Below are 22114 nucleotides of genomic sequence, written 5' to 3'. Positions count from 1 at the left end.
TTTAATTTTTTATTTTTGCTTTAACAGACGATATCCAATTATGATAAATTTTGAGTTTTTAGAAAGCAATAAAGAAGCGATTAGAATTAAATATTTAACCGCTCAACCTTTTCCACATCTAATTATTGATAATTTTTGTGATGAAGAAAAGCTTAGCAAAGCTTATGCATCAATCCCAGAATTAGAAAATAAAAGTAGAGATTATGCTTTTGCTAATAATAAATTTGAAAAATCCAATTATAAAGTTTTATCTCCTGAACTAGAAGAATTATATAATGATTTATCTTCTGAACGTTTCAACACTATTTTATCATTTATTACAGCTAAAAAAGTGTTTGTAGATCCTAAAAATCATGGTGGTGGTTTGCATCAAGGTAAAAAGAATAGTTTTTTAGATATGCATCTTGATTTTAATTATCATCCTATCAATAAAAATTGGTATAGAGAATTAAATTTATTGCTTTATTTAAACAAAGATTGGAAACCTGAATACAAAGGGGGGTTAAAAATTAGAGATTTAAGAACAGACGAAGAAACAGAATTAGATGTACCTTTCAATAGATTAATCATACAACAATGTGCTCCTTACACGCTTCATGGATATGATATGACTAATTTTCCAGAAGGAAATTATAGAACCTCTATTGCAACGTATGCATATCAAATTCACAATAGACATTTAGAAACACCTAGAACTACAGATTGGTTTCCAAAAGAAAATGCTTCATTCTTTAAAAAACAATTAGCTAAAAACTACAATTTTTTAGTGCAAACTAAGAATAAATTATTTGGCAGTGGAACCGCTAAAAATCAGTAGTTAAAATGAAAAATGTTTTAATTGTCAATCAGTCAGCCGAACTTTATGGTGCAGATAAAGCAATTTTGGAACTAATAAATAATTTTCCAGAAAATTATACACCAATTGTAGTCTTACATGAAGATGGTCCGTTAAAACGACTTCTTGAAAAAAAAGGAATTCAAGTAATTCTTTCATCTGTGATTAAAGTAAAAAGAGGTGTTTTAAAGCCCTCTTTTTTTATCAAATTACCTTTTGAAATTATAAAATCTTTTTTAACTATTAAAAAACAGTTGAAAGGAAAAAAAATACATCTAATTCATTCCAATGCAACATCTGTTTTTATTGGTGCTTTTTATTCCTTTTTTTTTAGAATTCCACATCTTTGGCATGTTCACGAAATAATTGAGAAACCTAAAAGAGTTGCCTTAATTTATCCGAAAATAATTCATTTTTTTTCAGATAAAGTAATTTTTAACTCTTTTGCCACTTCAAATCATTTTACTTCAATTTATCCAAAAATTAAGGTTAAATCAACTGTTATTTATAATGGTCAGGAAAGAAATATTGAAAAAATTGATGAAGTAGAAATTGCCAAAATTAAAAGTTCAATTTCCACGGAAATTAACGATAAAATATTAATTGGATTAATAGGTAGGATTAGTAAGATTAAAGGTCAAGATTTAATGCTAGATGCTTTTACAATTTTGCAAAAAAAACATACTGATATTCACTTGGTATTCATAGGTTCAGCTGTTAAAGGAAAAGAAGAATATCTAGAAGATATATTGAAAAAAATTGAAAAAAATTCTTTGCGAAGTAAAGTTTCATTCATTGATTTTCAAGAAAATATTTGGCCTTATTATGATACAATTGATATAACTGTTGTCCCTTCCACTGAAAAGGAATCCTTTGGGTTGGTAGCTACAGAAGCGATGCTATCAAAAAAACCAGTTATTGCGGCTAATCATGGTGGTTTGGTAGAAATTGTAAAGCAAAATGAAACTGGTTTACTATTTGAAGCAAATAATGCTATAGATTTAGCAGAAAAAATTTCTTTTTTACTACAGAATCCAGAGCTAATTAAAATTTATGGAGAAAAAGGATTTAAAAGAGTAAATGATAACTTTTCAACAAAAAAATACGTAAAAAGTTTTACGAATGAATATGAAAAATTAACACGATAAATTAGTTTATAGTGTAATATCTTTTACTAATTTTTCAACTGCTAATAAACCTCCTAGAATAAAAACTACTGCATCAATAGGAATGTAAATTCCGGTAATGATTAAAGAACTAAAAAAATAAAAAATACTAATACTAACAATAATTCTATCTACAAAATAAGCTTCTTCAGAAGTTTTTTTAGTATAAATTTTTAAGTATAATTTGATTAAAAAAATAAAGTATAGAATCAACCCTACAAAACCTGTTTTGTACAAAACAAAGACATAACCATTATGTATTCTTGAAATGAATTTCATATCTTTCTCTCCAACAGGTGCTTTAAATTTTAAGTTAACTAGAGAACCGTAACCTGTTCCAAAAATATAACTAGAGGGTTGTTTTTCCATCAATGAAAAAGCTCTTTTAGCTTCATATCCGCGCCAATGATCCCAAAGTTCCTTGTGGTTTTCTCTATCTATTTTGGTTTCAAAAATCTCTTCTGGGGCTATCTTTATTTTGTACAAAAACGCCTCAACTCCTTTTGCATTTCGGTCAATTTTAACTGAAAACAAATAAGCATAGATCAGCCCAATTATTAAAAAAGCTAATCCAATAAACTTAAAGGTTCTTGTTGTAATTTTAGCATAACCAAACATCGAAAAACCTGTTAAAAAAAAGGCCACCAACATCGTTCTAGAAAAATACAGATAAATTGATAAAATAAAAAGAACAATCAATATATAGTGCCATCTTCTGTCGGCTACTATTGATTTCCCTAAAAATCGTTTTGATAATAATAGAATATAAAAGGCAAAAATTTCTATGAAATTATCTAAACCAAAATCGCCCCTTAATTCATGTATCGAATTAGCTCTAAAATCGCCCAATACAAATATTCCAAATAAATGTAAAAAAGCCGTAAAAGCCGCAATAAAAACAATTGCTTTTAAGAAGTGAAACATGTCATTTTGTTTCTTAATTAATACATAACTAAGTACAAGTGCCATAATAGGTTTTAAAAAATAAGTAATGTCTTTAATTGTGGCAGACAGTGGATAAAAATCCAGCATATAACCTATAAAACCAACAAAAAAAATTAATAATAAAGGAAGAATTGTTTTAAAAAAACGCAATGAAATAGTTGTTTTACTATAAAACACCACCAAAACCAATGACACAAATTGAATAGCAAAATTTAACTTGTAAGAAGACAAATAAAGTTCGCACAATAAAACAAGTGTAAATAACGTTATTGGGATGTGTTTTTTTGCAATCAAATTCTAGTATTTAGCCCCCAAATATAAAGCTATTTCACAAAATATATTGCTAAAAATTATACAATTACTAATTGAAGATATATATTTGTGGCTACAAAATTTTTACCCAAGATGAAAAAAGCGTTAATTACAGGAATTAATGGGCAGGATGGTTCTTATTTAGCAGAATTATTATTAGAAAAAGGTTATGAAGTTCATGGAATTATTAGAAGAAGTTCTACTTTTAATACTGAAAGAATTGAGCATTTATACATTGAATCTTTAATTAGAGACTTACATAAAGATAAAAAAATCAACCTCCACTATGGAGATATGACGGACTCCACAAGTTTAATTCGCTTAGTGCAACAAATTAAACCCAACGAAATTTACAATTTAGCAGCGCAATCGCATGTAAAAGTATCTTTTGATATGCCAGAATATACTGCAGAAACAGATGCTGTTGGAACGTTACGTTTGTTAGAAGCAATCAGAATTTGTGGGTTGACTAAAACAACAAAAATTTACCAAGCTTCTACTTCTGAATTATACGGAAAAGTGCAAGAAGTACCTCAAAAAGAGACCACTCCTTTTTACCCACGCTCTCCTTATGGAGTAGCTAAAATTTATGCATTTTGGATTACTAAAAATTATCGGGAATCTTACGGTATGTTTGCTGTAAACGGAATTTTATTCAATCACGAATCAGAACGAAGAGGAGAAACATTTGTTACTAGAAAAATTACGCTTTCCGCTTCAAGAATTAAACACGGATTACAAGAAAAATTATATTTAGGGAACCTTAACGCTATGCGTGATTGGGGTTATGCAAAAGATTACGTAGAATGTATGTGGTTAATGCTACAACAAGAACAACCTGAAGATTATGTAATTGCAACAGGGATTCAATATTCGGTGCGCTATTTCTGTGAATTAGCCTTTAAAGAAGCGGGTATCGAACTAGAATGGCAAGGAGAAAATGAAAATGAAAAAGGAATTTGCAAAGCTACTGGAAAAGTAATTATTGAGGTTGATCCAAACTATTACAGACCTGCTGAAGTAGAAAGTTTATTAGGAGATCCTACAAAAGCTAAAACTCAATTGGGTTGGAATCCTAGTCGTACTTCTATCGAAGATCTAGTTAAAATCATGATGCAACACGATTTAAACTATGTTGTTCGTTTTAAAGACAGAGATTCATTAAAAAGATACGAATAATTTCTCTATGAAAATATTAGTTACAGGCGGTAATGGCATGGTCGGCAGAAATATTTTGGAACATCCAAAAGCAAATCAGCATATTTTATTATCGCCATCAAGTGCTGAACTGAATTTAAGAGATTATAATGCAGTTGATACCTATCTAAAAAAACACCAACCTGATTTCATTATTCATTCTGCAGGATTAGTAGGTGGAATCCAAGCTAATATGGCACGCCCTGTGGATTTTTTAGTTTTCAATTTAGACATGGGTAGAAACATCATCATAGCAGCTAAAGAAAATGGAATCCAAGGGTTTATGAATATGGCAAGTTCTTGTATGTATCCACGTGAAGCTCAAAATCCATTGAAAGAAGAATTAATTTTAAAAGGTGAATTAGAACCTACAAATGAAGGATATGCTTTAGCAAAAGTAGTTGCTACTCGTTTATGTGAATACATAGTAAAAGAAAATCCTGCATTGCAATATAAAACCGTTATTCCATGTAATTTATATGGAAAATACGATAAGTTTTCACCTGAACATTCTCACATGGTTCCAGCAGTGATAAAGAAAATTTACGAAGCAAAACAAAATAACGCTACCGAAATTGATATTTGGGGGGATGGTTTAGCCAGAAGAGAATTCATGTATACAGGAGATTTGGCTGACTTTGTATTTTATGCCATAGAAAAATTTAACCAAATGCCACAAAATATTAATGTGGGATTAGGATTTGATTATACAATTAACGAATACTATCAAACCATTGCCAACGTAATTGGATTTGAAGGAAAATTTGTTCACGATTTGTCTAAACCTATCGGAATGAAACAAAAATTGATAGATGATGCCAAACTAAAGCAATTTGGTTGGCAACATCAAACATCCTTAGAAGAAGGAATTAAAAAAACAGTTGAATACTTTAAAACATCGGTTTTACATGATTAAATATCCATTAGCATCCTCAACTTGGGATGAAAAAGAAATAGAAGCCATAAATAGCGTTATCGCAAAAGATATGTATACTATGGGCGAAGGCGTAAAACAATTTGAAGACGATTTTGCAAAATTTGTCAATTCAAAATACGCTGTTATGGTAAATTCGGGCTCATCTGCCAATTTAATTGCAGTTGCCGCTATGTTTTATACTAAAAATCCAAAATTAAAAAGAGGAGATGAAGTAATTGTTCCAGCTGTTTCATGGTCGACCACTTATTATCCTTTATACCAATATGGTTTAAAATTGAAGTTTGTAGATGTAGATTTACACACGTTAAATTTCGACTTGAACCAATTGAAATTAGCCGTTTCGGATAACACTAAAATGATTTTAGCGGTAAATCTTTTGGGTAACCCAAATAATTTTGATGCTATAAAAGAAATCATCGGTTCTAGAGAGATCATCTTAATGGAAGACAACTGTGAATCGATGGGAGCGGAATTCAAAGGAAAACAAACCGGAACTTTTGGTTTAGTTGGTACTTTTTCTACTTTCTTCTCTCATCACATGGCAACCATGGAAGGTGGTTTAATTGTAACGGATGACGAAGAAATGTATCACGTAATGGTTTGCTTAAGAGCGCATGGGTGGACACGTCATTTACCAAAAGAAAATAAAATTTCTAACAAAAGTGATAATTGGTTCGAAGAATCTTTCCGTTTTTTATTACCAGGTTACAATGTACGACCAGTTGAAATGAGTGGTGTAATTGGAGTTGAGCAATTGAAAAAATTACCTTCTTTCTTGGACCAAAGAAGAAAAAATGCTGAATTGTTTATTTCTCTATTTAAAGATAACAAAGATTTCTATATTCAAAAAGATATCGACAACAGTAGTTGGTTTGGATTTAGTTTTATCATTAAACCAGAATCTACTCTAAATCGTTTAGACATTGTAAAAGCATTAGAAGAAAATCACATCGATTGTCGCCCTATTGTTACTGGAGATTTTACTAAAAATGAAGTTTTGAAATACTTCGATTGTGAAATTTTTGGCGAAATGAAAAACGCACAATACTTAGACAAAAAAGGTTTCTTTGTTGGAAATCACCAAATTGATTTAACAGAAGAAATTAAGCATTTACATCGAGTTTTAACTTCGTTGTAATTAAAATTTTTACTCATGAAACAATTTACTTTGGTCAAAACCAATTTCAATCACCATGTTTCCATGGACTTGTATTATGAGTTTGAAGCTAGGATTACAAATAGACCCTACTGGGAAATAATAAACGGAGTAGGAAGCATTCAAGCGCGGGTGCTTCGCCAACTCCTTAAATTTATTCCGCCAATTCAACTACCAATTAAAAAACATAAAAACTATGTTGTAATTGGATATCAAAAAGAAAAGTTTTTTCCTTATTTTCATTTCAATGCCGATTTAAAAGTGCTTTGGATGTATGATGCTTGGGAACCCTTATTTAATGAGATTGAAAAAACGATACGTGCTTATAAAATCAATTTAGTTTTCACAGCAAGTAAACAATCGGCAGATTATTTCAATACTTTAAATATTCCAAATTTTCAATCGCATTGGATTCCAGAAGGAATTGATGTTACCCAATATCAATTTATTCCCTATCATGAAAGAACCACCGAAGTTTTACAACTAGGTAGAAAATGGAAGGAGTATCACGAAAAAATCAAATCAATTGAAACTCGTTTGATTTACAAATACGAAAAAAAAGCCGGACAAATTATTTTTCCAACCCGTGAAGAATTTTTGTTTGGTTTAGCCAATTCTAAAATCTCTATTTGTGTTCCTTCAGACATTACACATCCTGAAAGAACTGGCAAAATTTCTACCATAACAAATCGTTATCTGCAATCGATGGCGTCTAGATGTTTAATTTTAGGTAAACTACCACATGATATGCTCCATCTGTTTGATTATAATCCTATTATAGAAATTGATGAAGAAAATCCCGTAGCACAAATTGAAGCTATTTTAGCTAACTTTGATACCTATATTCCGCTTATAGAAAAAAATTATGAAGTCGTGAAAAACTTTCACAATTGGGACAATAGAGTTACTCAAATTGAAAATTTTATTCTTAATTACAAATAAAGAAACGCTTGCAAAAATCGAAACTTCTTTTCAATTCAATCGCTGCGATAGGACAAGTTCTGATCGTAGGAATTTTATATTTGCTTTTGTACCGCTACTTATTGGTTACTTTAGGAATTGAATTGCTTGGGGTTTGGTCATTAATTATTGCTTCTACTTCATTGGCTTTAATAGCTAATTTTGGTATCAGTACAAGTATAGTAAAATTTGTAGCCACCTATTACACCCGAAACGATTTTGAAAGTTTAAAAAAACTAATTTTTACTGCTTCCGTTTTTATAATAGTTACGTATTCCATTATTTCGGTTATCATCTTAATTGCTGGGACTTATATTTTACCTCATTTTATTGAAGCTCAATATCTTCCAATAGCATTAGAAATATTACCATTTTCACTAATTAGCTTAGTCATTAATGCATTGGGTGGTGTAATCAGTAGCTGTTTAGATGGAATTCAGAAAAATTATATCAAAAGCTATATTGTTAGCTTTACTTCTATCTTGCTATTTGTTTTAAGCGTTTTACTCACTCCAAAATTTGGGTTGAAAGGGTTAATTTTTGCACAAATTGTTCAAGCTGCAGTAGTGTTACTAACTTCCGTATACTTCTTATCGAAATACATAAAAGGAATTTTTACCTTCCATTGGAATTGGTCAAAAAGGTTATTCAAAGAAATTATTGATTATGGCTTAAAAATGCAGGCTTTATCGTTCATGCAAATGTCATTTGAACCCATAACAAAAACATTATTAAGTAAATATGGTGGATTAGCCATGGTGGGTTACTATGAAATGTCGAGCCGTTTAGTTACGCAGTTAAGAGGTTTAATTGTAAGTGCTAACCAAGTAATTATTCCGGTAGTAGCCGAAGCCAAAGAAACAAATGAAAGTTATGTTAAAGAACTATACGTCAAAACGTTTTCAATAGTACTGCTTTTTGATATTGTTTTAATTTCGGGTATTATTATTACAGCTCCAATCGTTTCCTTCTTGTGGATTGGAGAAATTGTTCCTTTTTTCTTGTTTGCAGTGATTTTAAACAGCATTGTGGCTTTTGTTAACATCTGTAGTAACCCTGCTTATTTTAGTTACTTAGGAGAAGGCAAATTAAATTGGTTAATTTATTCGTATTTAGCCATTACAATTATAAACCCTTTTTTTGGTTATTTTTTCGGAATTCATTTTGGAGGTTATGGTGTAATATTAGGCTGGAACATTGCCTTTTTAATAGGTTCATTATTGGTTTTAATTTCTTACCAGTATGAGAACAAAATTTCATGGAAAAGCTTATTACTAAAAAATGACTTATTCTTTATAATCAGTGCTTTCTGCACAAGCTTTTTTGGGTATTATATTGTAATTAGTTGGTTTAATGCTACTTTAAATTATATATTTATCTGTATTTTTGTATTATGTCTTATCTTTTTTGTTCTTTCATTTTTCAAGAATCAACATTTGAAAAATGTAATCGAAAAAGTAATGCAATTATTTACAAAAAAATAAATGAGTACAACCCCTTTTTTTAGTATTATTACCGCTTCATACAATAGCGAAAAAACAATTTCGGATACCATCACATCGGTACTAAACCTAGATTTTAAAGATTTCGAATACATCATAATAGATGGTAATTCGTCTGATAACACTTTAGAAATTATAAAATCATTTGTACCCAAATTTGAAGCTAAAGGAATTTCATATAAATTTATCTCTGAAAAAGACAAGGGAATTTATGACGCTTGGAACAAAGGAATACAGCTAAGTTCAGGTGAATGGATTAGCTTTTTAGGATCTGATGATTCTTATTTGCCAAATTCTTTACAATTATACTTCAATGAGATTGAAAAAAATAAAACTATTAATTACATTTCTTCCCAAGTAAATTTAACTAACGAAAAAGGTGAAGTTTTATCTGTATTTGGTAAAAAGTATGAATGGAAAAATGTGATAACCGATATTAATATCGCACAAGTTGGTTCCTTTCATAAAAGAGAATTATTTGAAACTGTGGGCATTTTTAGTATAGAATATAAAATTGTGGGTGATTTAGATTTTTACATTCGTTGCAAAGAAGAAATTCGCCCTGGATATTTTAAAACAATAACTGCAAACATGCAAAATGACGGAGTAAGTAACCAAATATATAGAGCATTAAAAGAAGCATTACATGTAAAACTTAAATATGGTTATACTTCAAAATTGTTTTCTTACTATAAATTTTATAGTTCTTTAATTAAGTGTTATATCAAAATCGTATTAAACAAAAAATAGGAACCATTCAGTTCCTATTTTTTGTAAGTTATTTGAATGTTTACTCTGCTTTTTTAGCGTATAATGTTTCAATTTGTTTCTTTAATTCTGGAGTTGCTCCAACAATTGGATCGTAAAGTTCACCTTCTTTAACATCAATTTTTGCAGTAGCATTAATTGTATCAATCGCAACTTGCATGTTTGGATAAAAATTTCTAAAAATAGCTTCTTTAGGAATGATTAAATTTTTACCATTGAAGTCTATTTTAACGCTATTGAATTTAACTTCTTTCAATTCTTTAGTAGAACCTAAATCAAATCTTAAATTCATAGGATTAACATCATTAGGTAATTTGAAAACCAAATCTTGAGGTTCTTGACTTCCTTTAATAGCTAAATTAACATATTGTTCAGCTGGATAATTTTCAGAACCGTCTTCATTATAATAAATTTGAAACTCTGCATCTTTATCTACAACTGCATTAACAGTAATTGTAAACGGACTTGTTTCTTCTTTAACAACAGTTTCAGCTTCTACAGCTTTATCTTCTTTACAAGATGTAAATAAAACACTAAGTAATAATCCTGATAAAATAAATGCTTTCATTTTTTGATTTTATTTTTGTGCAAATATATAGTTTTTTGTTATTTAAAAATTATTTTTTATTTATTATTTAATATAAAGAAATTATTTTAAACTCTCCATTGTTAACAGTAATAATATCATTTGAGTCATTGGGGTTTACACCAGTAAAACTATACTCTCCTTTGATTTGAGTTTGATAAGTATTTAATATTTTTAATTGTCCAGTACAATTATAAGTAATATAGGAATTTGTTTGTAAATCATACTTAGATATGTCCACTTTATTAATTTGGTCTGTAGACGTAAAATTGTACGTACCAACATTTGTTGTACCAATTTCATAATAAATTCTAATTCTGTATTCTTTATCATTGTATTCGTTTTGAATACATCTATCTAAATAACCACTTATACCACTATTTTCTTGAACTGAATTTGTTCTTACCCAATTTTGACCGTTAATAACTGCTGTATTTTTTAAACCAAACACAGATGGAATAACTTCAATATAATTAGCCACAATTCTGCCGCTTACATATTTACCTTCTGATTGCAAGCTATTTGGATTTCCATACATTGCACCATAAAAATTAATTTTGATCTTTTTATTAACTTCGTCTATTTCTTCAATATTCAAATCGAAAAAATTTGAACTAAAAGGATAGTATGAGTAAAACTTTTTATAGGTTCCTGTTAGATTGTTATAAAAATCCCAACTAAACATACCAAACTCTCCATTTTTATTAAAGCTAATTAATTTATTGATTTGTAAATCATCTATGATATAAAACTCATCTTCAACTTTGTAAAATAATTTATTTGTAAAATAATTATTAGAAACTAACTCTCCATTAATTAAAATTTCAGCTGAATTATTTGAGTTATTTGAGTTATTTGAATCGATAGGAGTTTCTTCCTCATTGCTTTCAGAACAAGAAGTAAAAAACAATATCAAGCTAACAAAAAAAAATCTACATAAAATTTTCATATCTTAATAGGGGTTTAATGTTCTGAACTTACCATCTGTTATTGAAATAACTTCACTTGAATCGATTGGATTAACTGCAGTTATGTTAAAAGTTCCAAAAAAAGAATACGTTAACAAGTTTGGTGACATTCCATGAAACTCTTTGTAATATAAATTTACATTTCCTAACACATTAAATTCATCATATTGAAATGTTTGTATATTAAATTTATAAAACTTAATACAATTAACATTATCCGTCTGTGTAAATGTATAATTAGCTACTGGGGTTGATGAATTAAAAATAACTTTAATCTTATAGGGACCATAATTAGTAAATGAACCATTTTCATATTGCATCATTGCGGTCCAATCAACATTATTAAATTTTGCACTACAATAGTCTAATCTATTACTTAGTAGATAATCGTCGGTATCAGGTTGATCCTCATAATTGCCATTTAAATTAAATTCTACATTAATATTTTCCGAATCAATATTATTAGAATCTAGATATAAATTTGCTTTTAATTCTAAATTAAATGTTTTTCTTTGTTCATCATAATTAAACATAAGCACCTCAGAAAAAAAATCCGGGTAATTTCTGAAATTATAATATGTTCTATTGTAATAACTTACAGTGTCCGTAAAGTCACTAATATAAATTATATTTCCTTGCTCTGTTATTTGTAAAGAAAAGTAATGCTTTAATGAATTAACTCCAACTGAAAAACCAATGTTAAAAACACCATTTTTTTTTGTCACATAAGGAGGTGCGTTATATAATATCCCCGTGTAAGCTTTTATACCATTAACAATTACATATGAATCTTCAATAGTATTAGGATTTTCATCTGAACTGCCACTACCACTATCAGTGCATGAAAAAAATATAAAGACAAATAAGACAAGAAACTTTCTAGACATAAATTTTAAAAATTCAGAAATAATATTATGTAAACTAATTGAAAATAAATTTATTATCACAAAGTTAAATTTAATATGTTGATATTCAATAAATATTAATAAAAATTATTACTGAATTTATTTTCAATAAAATCTAAATATATCTTTGAATTTGAAATATTTATATTCTTTCTAGAACTCAATTGTAATAACAAAACAACGAGTGTTACTGAAAACAAATGTAAAATAATACCTAAAATAATCAATGTTAAACTTGATAACCAATCAGGAATCGCATTGTCGGTAAATAATTTTCGTTATAAAATATATAAAACAGAAATAGTACAAATACCTATTCCATACGATGAATATCTTAAAATACGGATAGATAAAAAATCAAAATAAGCCGAAATAGAACTTAATCCGTGAATTATTAAACTATTAAAGTTCATTTTGGAAACTCCTTTATATCGTTTTCCTCTATCGAGTAGTACTTTTTCAAAGGGTATTTTAGATTGGATAATTCCGCCCGAATAATGATTCCAAATATTGTTTTGATGCACTACTTTGGAAAGTAATTTTTTAGGAATAACACTAAAGTTTCCAAAACTTATCTTTTGTCCTGTTAAGAAATAAAATAGATACTTATAAAAAAAATACCCTATTTTAAAAAACGAAGATTCTTGACGTTTTTTCCGTTGAGCAAAGATGATTTTCTTTTCTTGTTCTAGCTCTGCTTTGCTTATTAAATCCTTAATGTCTTGGGGTTTGTCTTCTCCGTCACTATCCATTACCACAACAAAATCATAATCGGATACTTCATTGTAAATGTATTGTAACCCTACAGCAATGGCTCTTTGATGTCCAATGTTGATTTTTAAATTTAAAACCTTTGTAGGAATGCTTTTGTAATCAAAATCTTCTGGAATATCTTCTGTAGAACCATCGTTTACCGCAATTACAAAAAAATTGTAAATACTCAGATTTTGTTGTAATTGTTGAATCTCTTGAATCAAAACAGCAAAGCTTTCCCAATCGTTATAAATGGGTGTTAGGCAATATATTTTTTTAGGTTGACTCATAATCTAATAAATAACTCTTCCTCTAAATAACTCTTCAACATCTACTACTGGTGGTACATTTTTTAAAATAATATTTCCTGTTGCACTAATAGTTCCTTCTATTTTTTGGATAGGATAAACCATCATATCATTTGAACCCCTGTGATATACTCTTATATTTTCAACGTGTAAATCTTTACCATAGAAACGTCCGTTGCCAAAATAAAAATTTAACAACATTTCGTTACTGTGACCGTTGATATAAAAATTGGAAACATTATTACTTTCTACTACAAATTGACCATTATCCACATTAATGTAAAAATCTCCTGTTCCTGCACCATCTCCATCGTCTCCTAATGAAAATAAACGAACTATAGGGGAATGTAAAATTCCTTCAGATTGAATTTTTTGTTCACTTTTACAATGCAATTCTAACTCTTGAATTAATGGAAAAACGGTTCCATCTGGAATTGTTATAATAACTGTAGTTTGTCCATAATCTCGGGCTATATTACATGTTGAATTATCTTTTATAACCAACATGTTGTCTTGTAATTTAACTTCAATATTATCTATAATATTATCAGATGTTGCAATTTTTACTTCATAATTTGGGCCTTCTTTTACAACTAATCCAACACCATCATATACTTTTATTTTTGTAAAGCCTTCGAAAGCAAAAGTTTGTGTAATTTGATTTCCATTTCCTTTAAAACAATCTTCAGAAATGCCGCAGCTTCCCATTAGAATTAGTGATAAAAAATATAGTGCGAACTTTTTCATATTTTAATTTTTCGGCATTACTCGAATTAATAAATTTACAATCTTATTCCTAATGTGGCTTCTATAGCTTCAGCTCTTCCTCCATGCGTTTTTAATCCAACTCCTGTAAAAATGTTGTTGTAAAGATAATATTTTGCTCCTACTCTTTGATATATATCTATTTCATAGTCAAATGGCTTATATACATAATAGCCAAGTTGCGTTTCAATTGAAAGTTTATTGATAAATAATTCATGTCCCACAAACAATCCAATTCTTTTATAATCAGTATCAGGTGCTGTGTAAGATTCATGCTCTGGAGGAAAAGCCACGGACACAAATTCTATATAATCTTTTAAATAACGAGAAAAGAAAACATCTGTTCCTAATTGTAATGCGCTTTTTCTTCCAATACGTTTATCAGCATATAACCCGATGTGATAAAATTGACGTTGTCCTAAACTAGGAACCGGACCTTCAGAAATACCCGTTCTAAAAGCAATATTATACTTAATTCGTTCTTTATAAGTTGATGATGCGGGTAAAGAATCCTTTATATATTCTTGGTTTTCACCTAAATTATAATTCAAACCAACGTTTAATGCAATCGTATTGATTCCGCTATTAGGTGCTTTGAATCTTCCGTTAGAAAAATGGGTCAACATGAAACCTGCTTGAAAACCAATTCGATTAAAAAGATTTTCTTTTTTATATTGTAACATAAAGTAGGTGTTATCCATTACTTTAGTTCCAAAAGCATTGTTTTTGTTATTGGTTTCTTTATCGTAAGGATTAGAAGTTATTCCAATTCCTTGTGAAATTCGAAACATTAAATTTCGATTGAAAAAATAAAAATTATAGTGTAATCCTAAAGCAACATTATATCCTAGATATTGATTTTTAAAGTCTAAATAATGAAATGAAATACCATAATCAGGATAATTATAAACTTGCTCCCATTCTTTTTTACCAAAAGTTTTCCAGTTGTAACTTAGCAAAAATCCATCTGGATGGCCTGAAATTAAGTGCCCAACATCTTCTGTATGCTTTACAATATTTCCTCTGAAAAGTTGTGCATCAAAATAACCTGATGATTTTTCTTGAGAAAAAGACAATGAAACTGTAAAACAGATAAAAAGTAGGGCTCTTTTCATTAATTTAAATGATTTAAACTTACTATTAAACTTGCTTTCCAATCTTTAAGTTTAATACCAAAAACCTTTTTAATCTTAGTTTTATCTAAAACACTATAAGAAGGTCTTTTGGCTGGTGTTGGATAAGATGTTGTTGGAATAGACTTCAAATCTATCTCAATTCTTTTTTGATGAAATATTGCTGCCGCAAAATCATACCAAGAGCATTGACCTTCGTTACTGAAATTGTAAATCCCAAAAGATGACGGGTGATGGATGATGGATGATTGAACAATTTTCATTAAAACCTCAGCTAAATCAACAGCATAAGTTGGTGTTCCAATTTGATCATTTACTACCGACAAACTATCTCGTTCCGAAGCCAAACGTAACATAGTTTTCATGAAGTTATTAGCAAATTGGGAATACACCCAAGATGTACGAACTATAATATGTTTCTCCCAATTTTTTTGGATAGCCAATTCACCATCCAACTTCGTTTGTCCGTAAACACTTTGTGGATTTGGAATATCAGATTCTTTATAAGGTGTTGTTGAAGTACCATCAAAAATAAAATCGGTAGAAATATGAAGTAAAATAGTGTCAAATTCTTTACACACATTTGCTAAATTTTCAGGTCCAAGGGCATTGATTAAATGGGCTTTTTCTTGTTCACTTTCGGCTTTATCTACTGCTGTATAAGCTGCTGTATTAATACAAAATTGTGGTTTATGTGTTGCAAAAACGGTTTTACAATTTTCAAGATTGGTAATATCCATTTCTTGAAAATCGGTATAAACAAACTGAATATTTGGATATTTATCCGCAATAAATTGAATCGATTGTCCTAACTGACCGTTTGCACCTGTAACTAATACTACCATACTTTTTTTGCGTTTTCAAAATTTGGCAATATTTGATCTTTTTCGGAAATTATCAATTCGTTTAATGGAAAATTCCAATTGATATTCACAGTTTCATCATTATAAATAAGTCCGCCTTCGCTTACCTTATTGTAGAAATTATCGCATTTGTAAAAGAAAGTTGCTGTTTCGGATAGCACTAAAAATCCGTGTGCAAAACCTCTTGGTACGAAAAATTGTTTTTGGTTTTCAGCCGAGAGCAACACCGCTTCATATTGTCCGTAAGTTTCAGAATGTGGACGTAAATCAACCGCTACATCCAAAACTTCACCCTGAAAAACACGAACTAACTTTGCTTGTGCATGTTCGCCACATTGGTAATGCAATCCCCTCAAAACACCTCGAGTTGAAAACGATTGGTTATCCTGAACAAAAGTCACTTTTTGTCCAATTCCTTCTTGAAAAGTCTTTTCATTAAAACTTTCCATGAAGTAACCACGATCGTCTTTTATTATTTTTGGTTCAAGGATAAAACATCCCTTTAGTTTGGTTTCTGTAAATTTCAAAACAATATCAAAAATCAAATTCAAATCTCAATTTCAAATAACTTGAAACTTGAAACATTAAACAAAATATTAAATCAAACTCATTAAATGTTTTCCGTAACCACTTTTTAATAACGGTTCTGCTAACGCTTTTAATTGATTGGCATCAATGAAACCCATTTTATAGGCCGCTTCTTCAATAGCGCCTATTTTCAACCCTTGACGTTCTTCAATAACTTCAACAAATTGACCCGCTTGCATTAACGATTGAAACGTTCCCGTATCTAACCAAGCGGTTCCTCTATCTAAAATACTGACTTGTAATTTGCCTCGATTCAAATATTCTTTATTCACATCGGTAATTTCTAGTTCGCCTCGGTGACTTGGTTTGATATTCGCTGCAATTTCTAAAACATCATTATCATAGAAATAAATTCCGGGAACAGCATAATTCGATTTTGGATGAGTTGGTTTTTCTTCAATAGACAATACTTTTCCATCTTTATCAAAATCAACTACGCCATAACGTTCTGGATCATGAACATGATAGGCGTAAATGATTCCACCATCTGGATTGTTATTCGCTTGAAGTAATTCAGCTAAACCAGTTCCGTAGAAAATATTGTCACCTAAAATTAAGGCGACTTTATCGTTACCAACGAATTCTTTTCCAATGATAAAAGCTTCCGCTAATCCGTTTGGATGTTCTTGAACAGCATATTCAAAGCGACAACCTAATTTACTTCCATCGCCTAATAATTGACGAAATAAAGGTAAATCATGCGGTGTAGAAATGATTAATATTTCACTGATTCCCGCCCACATCAAAGTTGATAATGGATAATAAATCATCGGTTTATCATAAATAGGCATTAATTGCTTACTCACCGCTAATGTTAACGGATGCAAACGTGTACCTGAACCTCCAGCTAATATAATTCCTTTCATAGGTTTTGTTTGTTTTGTTTAAAGTTTAAAGTTTCAGGTTGGGTTAACTTGAAACAAAAATAACTTTAAACCTGAAACTTTTTTAAATACCATTCCACTGTTTTCACAATTCCTGATTCGAAATTCTCATCGGCTTTCCAACCTAATTCCGTTTCAATTTTTGTAGCATCGATAGCATATCTTAAATCGTGACCTGGTCTATCTTTAACAAAAGTAATTTGTTCTTTGTAACTTCCTGATGCTTTTGGCTTCATTTCGTCTAAAATAGAACAAACTTTATCTACAATATATAAATTGTTTCGCTCGTTTCTTCCTCCAATATTATAGGTTTCACCTGCTTTTCCTTTTTTGAAAGCTAGTTCAATTCCTTTGCAATGATCTAAAACATACAACCAATCACGAACATTTTTTCCATCTCCATATATAGGAATATTTTCTCCAGCAATCGCTTTACGAATGATGGTTGGGATTAACTTTTCGTTATGTTGTTTTGGACCATAATTATTAGAACAATTGGTAGTAACTACATTCATTCCATACGTATGAAAATAACTTCTTACAATCATATCGGAACCCGCTTTAGAAGCAGAATACGGACTATTTGGAGCATACGGAGTAGTTTCTTCAAACAAACCCGTTTCGCCTAAAGTTCCATAAACCTCATCTGTAGAAACGTGGTGAAAACGTGCATTTTCAAATCCAGCATTGTATTGATTTGGAGCTGACATCCAAAGTTTTCTTGCGGTATCTAACAAATTAAATGTTCCTAAAACATTGGTTTTTATAAAGGCTTCGGGACCTGAAATGGAATTATCCACATGACTTTCAGCTGCAAAATGAATTACATCGTGAAATTGGTATTTTTGGAATAATTCTTCAATGAAACTTCTATCACAAATATCGCCTTGTACAAAGGTATATCTTGAATGATTTTCAACTTCTTTTACATTATCAAGGTTCCCTGCATAAGTAAGTAAATCTAGGTTTACCAAATGATAATTAGGATTATTTTCTAAAAAAAACGGTACAAAATTAGCTCCAATAAATCCTGCGCCGCCAGTTACTAATATGTGTTTCATTATGATTTAATTCTTACCAATTGTTTTTTGTATAACTCCATAAACCAATATCCAAAGAAATATAAGAACACGAATAAAAATGGTAAAAATATTTTCATTTTATTGCTTAAACCTTGAGTACTGATATTGTTTAAAGATATATTTTGTGTCTTTATAATATCTTCATATTCATGCTTGTTTAATTTCAAATATTGAGTTTCTTTAATTAATTCATCTTTTTTATTAATAAGATTTGTGATGCTACTGTTCTCTGAGATGGTTACATTGCTAGCATTATTATTGTTAGATAATTTTACAATTAAAACATCAATTTGTTTTATTAAAGAATCATTAAAAGAGATTTTATTATTAATATTTTCTTTATAAATAATTTGTTGTTTTTCATAGAACTTGTTTTTTTGAAAATATTCTAAAAGTGGTTCAATAATATCTTCTTGAGTTACTTTTTCAGAAGTTGAAACGGTTATGTTATGTAAATAATAATTTTTGCTAGTAATATCATCTTTAATAATTTGATCAATATTACCATCCTCAGCCATTAATTTAATCAGCTCAAAATTTTGAGCATTATCTCTCATATTAACAAAACCAAAAATTCCATTAACTGCTTTAATTTCAATATTTGAAATTTTTTTAAAATCTTTTAAACCTATACTTTTGAAAAATTCTACATCATTTTCTTTTAATCTAGAATTTATAAAAGCAACTTTTGAATACAAATACTCATTACTTCCAAAATTAGGAATCACAAAAATCTCTTGCTTATATGAGGCTTTTTTATCCACAAAAAAACCTAATATTAATCCCACAACAAACAAACTTCCTATAATTACTATTTTTTTTCTTACAAAGAATATAAAATCAAAAATTGAATTGACTATTCCGTTGAAAAAGTTCTTAATTCCGGTTCCGATTTGTCCTAAATCGATTTCTTGATCTTGAGAATTTGTACTCATGTATGCTTATTTTACGTTAAAAATTTGCTCTAATATTTTAATAGTAATTAAATACGTTGGTTTTACTCCTGTGGTTCCTAATCCGCCAGAAGCTAATGTGCTTCCTGTTTCCAATGGATTATCTGAAGCATAATAAGCATATCTAACTTTTACATTTGGATTAATGCTTTTTCTAATTTTAGAAGCAGATTGAATTGCTTTTTGATAATATGCTCCTTCCATTTCTAAACCTATAGCTTGCCAAGTTGATTCATGGAAAAACTTCAACAAATCTCTGTTTTGAAGTGATGTTCCTAAAACCGTAATCATTGGTCCAGCAAAAACAGGAATTCCATTTCCTTCAAACATTTCTTTGGTTAACTCATTTTCAAAAGGATAATTGTCAGCTGTTCCTTCATTAACATGAGCATTTGGAATCATAATATCGCCTTTTCCCCCTTCTAAAATTCCAGCTTTACCCATAATGGAAACCGATTCTACATTTAAGAAAATTTTGTTTTTCTTTTCTACTTTATAAGGTTTCAATAATTCATCAATTGTTTCAAAAGCTTGTTCACCAAAAGCGTAATCCATTACAATAATAACTGGTTTTTCTTTCGCTAATTTAGCCTCAGCAAAAATAGTTTTCTTGAAATCAATTTTGGCTGTATCAAAAATTTGAACATCTATATTAGTTCCTGATGTATCGGGTAATGAAATCATTCCTTGTGTTAACGCAAATTCTTCTACTTTCTTGCGTAAGTCTTTATTTGCCGAACTACTTAAATCTTCAAATATCTGAAATTCAGGAGTGTTTTTATATTTTTTTCCTAAAACAGGTTCTGCAAAAAGAGAATTCATTACACTATGCATATTAGCGCTAATAATATGAATAGGTCTTTCAATTAAATCATTTTTTAATAAAACGTCTTTAATTGTGGTTGCCCAAATATCCCCATAAATATGATGACCTAATCGTTCTCTTAAAATTGGACTAAACGTGATGGTTCTTTTGTTGTTGTCAATTACTTCTTCGATAGCTAATTTACCTAACCAATACACAACGTGTAAAAATCGATCTGGAGCTTCAGTTGTGGCAAAATCATCGTAAATATCTTGTACTTCTGCAAAAGTTCTTCCTAAAACGTTAGCCGCATGAGAAATCGCTTTTTCGCGGTCAATTAAGCTTAATTTTTTTGTTTGTTTTACCGCTGATTCTAATTTTTGCCAATCGCGTGAAACTAAACCTTCATCATCAATTAAAACTCTATCTTTAATTTTATGAGATTCAATAAAAATGAAAGTCAAATGCGTTAAAATATCATAAATATCTGAACGTCCTCGCGTGATTTCCACATTCATTTGTTCATCATCGATACGGTAACAATTTCTTCTTCTTTTTGGTGGAACGATAGCTTTAAAGTGTGAATTCGAATAGCCTTCGTCTGAAGTTAAATTGATGTAACGGCATTCTTCAATTCCGATTGGTAATCGTTCAATTACGTATAAAAGTCCGTTTAGTTCTACTTTTTCTTCGGCAATAGAACCGTAAATTTCAGGTCGAAGCGATAATAAAGCTTCTCTTAAAGTATCTCCTGAAACACCCATTGGTTTATAAAAACCTCTGTTAAATAAATGTCTCATGGTAATGTACAGTCGTTCAATAGCTGCTGACGACTCTTGCGCTCTAGAGCGCGAAATGTTCTTAATGTCCTTCATTAATTTTATATTTTCTAACCTACAAATGTAGTGTTTTTATTTTAGTTGGATAAAATCAGATTTATGGAAGGTTCATAAACCCTAATTTTCTCCAAATTATTACCCGACTGTTTACTCCATTTTCCGTAAGCATACGTGTAAAAGAAATCTCTTTCTACATAATTGTACAAAACATATGGCTGATACTTGGTACCTGTTTTATTGCTTTCAATAAACAGTTTTTCATACGCTACAAACATTCCTTTTTCAGGGAAAACCAAATCGAAATCTGAAATAGTAAAACGGTGTTTAATTACTCCTTTTTTCAAAGTAACAACGTAATCTTTGGTTAACAATTCTTCACCTGGAAAGCCATTTTCATCTACGCTATAGAAATGAAGCTTTATGGTAGCATTATCAATACGACTATCTGTAAAAATGGTAACTTCTTTTATAAACTTGGTTTTACTGTATGAAACTTGATAAGGGAAAAACTTAGCTTCAATTTTTGGACCATTATCAAACGATTGAAAAATTGCGTTTTTGACATCGCCTATCTCGATTTGTTTGGTATGTTTTTTATTTAAAATCACCACATCTCTTAAATCATAAACCATAGGTTTCAAAAAAACTTCCGAAATTTCACTTCCTCTCAACGTTTTTCTTTCATATCCTAAAACCGAAATCACAATGTTTTTCTCTTTTGAAGCTTGTAAAAAGAATGTACCGTCGGCTTCAGAAGTAGTTCCAATCGTTTCATTCTCTACCCAAATATTCACAAAAGGAATGGGTTCGCCAGAAATACTGTCTTTGACCACACCGCGAATTTGTGAAAACGCAAATTGTGTAACGATAAGAAAAATCCAAATCACTCTATTTTCTTTCATCT

At 29.8% G+C, this 22114-nt stretch carries 22 protein-coding genes; 8 read left to right on the top strand and 14 right to left on the bottom strand.

Going from position 1 to position 22114, the window contains the following annotated elements:
* The first annotated feature begins 40 nt into the window (after positions 1-40).
* Together V7P59_RS01040 and V7P59_RS01035 are read left to right on the top strand one after the other, a co-directional pair.
* A complete protein-coding gene (locus tag V7P59_RS01040) occupies positions 41-817 on the top strand; it encodes a 2OG-Fe(II) oxygenase (protein WP_333807807.1) in 777 nt (258 codons plus the stop codon).
* Between the two features lie 5 nt (positions 818-822).
* Positions 823-1983, top strand: coding sequence for a glycosyltransferase family 4 protein (locus V7P59_RS01035; RefSeq protein ID WP_333807806.1), 1161 nt, complete (start codon positions 823-825; stop codon positions 1981-1983).
* 6 nt (positions 1984-1989) lie between these two features.
* Here V7P59_RS01035 and V7P59_RS01030 read toward each other — a convergent pair whose 3' ends face one another.
* Positions 1990-2970, bottom strand: coding sequence for an O-antigen ligase family protein (locus tag V7P59_RS01030; protein ID WP_333807804.1), 981 nt, complete (start codon positions 2968-2970; stop codon positions 1990-1992).
* Positions 2971-3351: 381 nt separating this feature from the next.
* Between V7P59_RS01030 and gmd the strand changes: the two genes are divergently transcribed.
* Genes gmd through V7P59_RS01000 form a run of 6 tightly spaced genes read left to right on the top strand, consistent with a single transcriptional unit; the run spans position 3352 to position 9760 of the window.
* Entirely contained in the window at positions 3352-4437 is a 1086-nt protein-coding gene (gene gmd, locus V7P59_RS01025) for a GDP-mannose 4,6-dehydratase (RefSeq protein WP_333807801.1), read from the top strand.
* Positions 4438-4444: 7 nt separating this feature from the next.
* Positions 4445-5371: a GDP-L-fucose synthase family protein gene (locus V7P59_RS01020; protein ID WP_333807799.1), complete on the top strand. Its 927-nt coding sequence runs from the start codon at positions 4445-4447 to the stop codon at positions 5369-5371.
* Positions 5364-6530 carry a DegT/DnrJ/EryC1/StrS family aminotransferase gene (locus tag V7P59_RS01015; protein ID WP_333807797.1) on the top strand — a complete coding sequence of 389 codons (1167 nt, stop codon included), beginning with the start codon at positions 5364-5366 and terminating at the stop codon, positions 6528-6530. Before V7P59_RS01020 ends, V7P59_RS01015 begins: the two co-directional genes overlap by 8 nt.
* A gap of 15 nt (positions 6531-6545) precedes the next feature.
* Complete coding sequence (locus tag V7P59_RS01010) at positions 6546-7490, top strand: glycosyltransferase (RefSeq protein ID WP_333807795.1); 945 nt, start codon at positions 6546-6548, stop codon at positions 7488-7490.
* 8 nt (positions 7491-7498) lie between these two features.
* Positions 7499-8992 (top strand): oligosaccharide flippase family protein, encoded by a 1494-nt coding sequence (locus V7P59_RS01005; protein WP_333807793.1) that lies wholly within the window; start codon positions 7499-7501, stop codon positions 8990-8992.
* Positions 8993-9760, top strand: coding sequence for a glycosyltransferase family 2 protein (locus tag V7P59_RS01000; RefSeq protein WP_333807790.1), 768 nt, complete (start codon positions 8993-8995; stop codon positions 9758-9760).
* Positions 9761-9800: 40 nt separating this feature from the next.
* Here V7P59_RS01000 and V7P59_RS00995 read toward each other — a convergent pair whose 3' ends face one another.
* The 13 genes from V7P59_RS00995 to V7P59_RS00935 all read right to left on the bottom strand — a co-directional run bounded on the left by V7P59_RS00995 (position 9801) and on the right by V7P59_RS00935 (position 22112).
* The gene (locus tag V7P59_RS00995) at positions 9801-10346 is read right to left on the bottom strand and encodes a hypothetical protein (RefSeq protein ID WP_333807789.1); all 546 of its coding nucleotides are present in this window, start codon (positions 10344-10346) and stop codon (positions 9801-9803) included.
* A gap of 67 nt (positions 10347-10413) precedes the next feature.
* Positions 10414-11313 (bottom strand): hypothetical protein, encoded by a 900-nt coding sequence (locus tag V7P59_RS00990; RefSeq protein WP_333807787.1) that lies wholly within the window; start codon positions 11311-11313, stop codon positions 10414-10416.
* A 3-nt stretch (positions 11314-11316) separates the two neighbouring features.
* A complete protein-coding gene (locus V7P59_RS00985; RefSeq protein ID WP_333807785.1) occupies positions 11317-12057 on the bottom strand; it encodes a hypothetical protein in 741 nt (246 codons plus the stop codon).
* A 458-nt stretch (positions 12058-12515) separates the two neighbouring features.
* Positions 12516-13280 carry a glycosyltransferase gene (locus V7P59_RS00980; protein ID WP_333807783.1) on the bottom strand — a complete coding sequence of 255 codons (765 nt, stop codon included), beginning with the start codon at positions 13278-13280 and terminating at the stop codon, positions 12516-12518.
* A gap of 3 nt (positions 13281-13283) precedes the next feature.
* Positions 13284-14045, bottom strand: coding sequence for a GIN domain-containing protein (locus tag V7P59_RS00975; protein ID WP_333807782.1), 762 nt, complete (start codon positions 14043-14045; stop codon positions 13284-13286).
* A 35-nt stretch (positions 14046-14080) separates the two neighbouring features.
* Positions 14081-15178 (bottom strand): acyloxyacyl hydrolase, encoded by a 1098-nt coding sequence (locus V7P59_RS00970; RefSeq protein ID WP_333807781.1) that lies wholly within the window; start codon positions 15176-15178, stop codon positions 14081-14083.
* Positions 15178-16041 (bottom strand): dTDP-4-dehydrorhamnose reductase, encoded by an 864-nt coding sequence (gene rfbD / locus V7P59_RS00965; RefSeq protein WP_333807779.1) that lies wholly within the window; start codon positions 16039-16041, stop codon positions 15178-15180. The genes V7P59_RS00970 and rfbD overlap by 1 nt, the downstream gene beginning before the upstream one ends.
* The gene (gene rfbC / locus V7P59_RS00960; RefSeq protein WP_333808100.1) at positions 16035-16586 is read right to left on the bottom strand and encodes a dTDP-4-dehydrorhamnose 3,5-epimerase; all 552 of its coding nucleotides are present in this window, start codon (positions 16584-16586) and stop codon (positions 16035-16037) included. Before rfbC ends, rfbD begins: the two co-directional genes overlap by 7 nt.
* 69 nt (positions 16587-16655) lie before the next feature.
* Positions 16656-17513 (bottom strand): glucose-1-phosphate thymidylyltransferase RfbA, encoded by an 858-nt coding sequence (gene rfbA, locus V7P59_RS00955; RefSeq protein ID WP_333807778.1) that lies wholly within the window; start codon positions 17511-17513, stop codon positions 16656-16658.
* A 65-nt stretch (positions 17514-17578) separates the two neighbouring features.
* On the bottom strand, positions 17579-18592 hold the full coding sequence (gene rfbB, locus V7P59_RS00950) for a dTDP-glucose 4,6-dehydratase (protein WP_333807776.1): 1014 nt from the start codon (positions 18590-18592) through the stop codon (positions 17579-17581).
* Entirely contained in the window at positions 18592-19548 is a 957-nt protein-coding gene (locus V7P59_RS00945; RefSeq protein ID WP_333807774.1) for a hypothetical protein, read from the bottom strand. The genes rfbB and V7P59_RS00945 overlap by 1 nt, the downstream gene beginning before the upstream one ends.
* A 6-nt stretch (positions 19549-19554) precedes the next feature.
* Positions 19555-21246 (bottom strand): DUF6909 family protein, encoded by a 1692-nt coding sequence (locus V7P59_RS00940; protein ID WP_333807772.1) that lies wholly within the window; start codon positions 21244-21246, stop codon positions 19555-19557.
* A gap of 41 nt (positions 21247-21287) precedes the next feature.
* A complete protein-coding gene (locus V7P59_RS00935) occupies positions 21288-22112 on the bottom strand; it encodes a carboxypeptidase-like regulatory domain-containing protein (RefSeq protein WP_333807770.1) in 825 nt (274 codons plus the stop codon).
* Between the last annotated feature and the right edge of the window lie 2 nt (positions 22113-22114).

The organism is Flavobacterium sp. (assembly GCF_036782315.1).
Classification (GTDB): domain Bacteria; phylum Bacteroidota; class Bacteroidia; order Flavobacteriales; family Flavobacteriaceae; genus Flavobacterium.
This window is presented reverse-complemented; position numbering and strand designations above follow the sequence as displayed.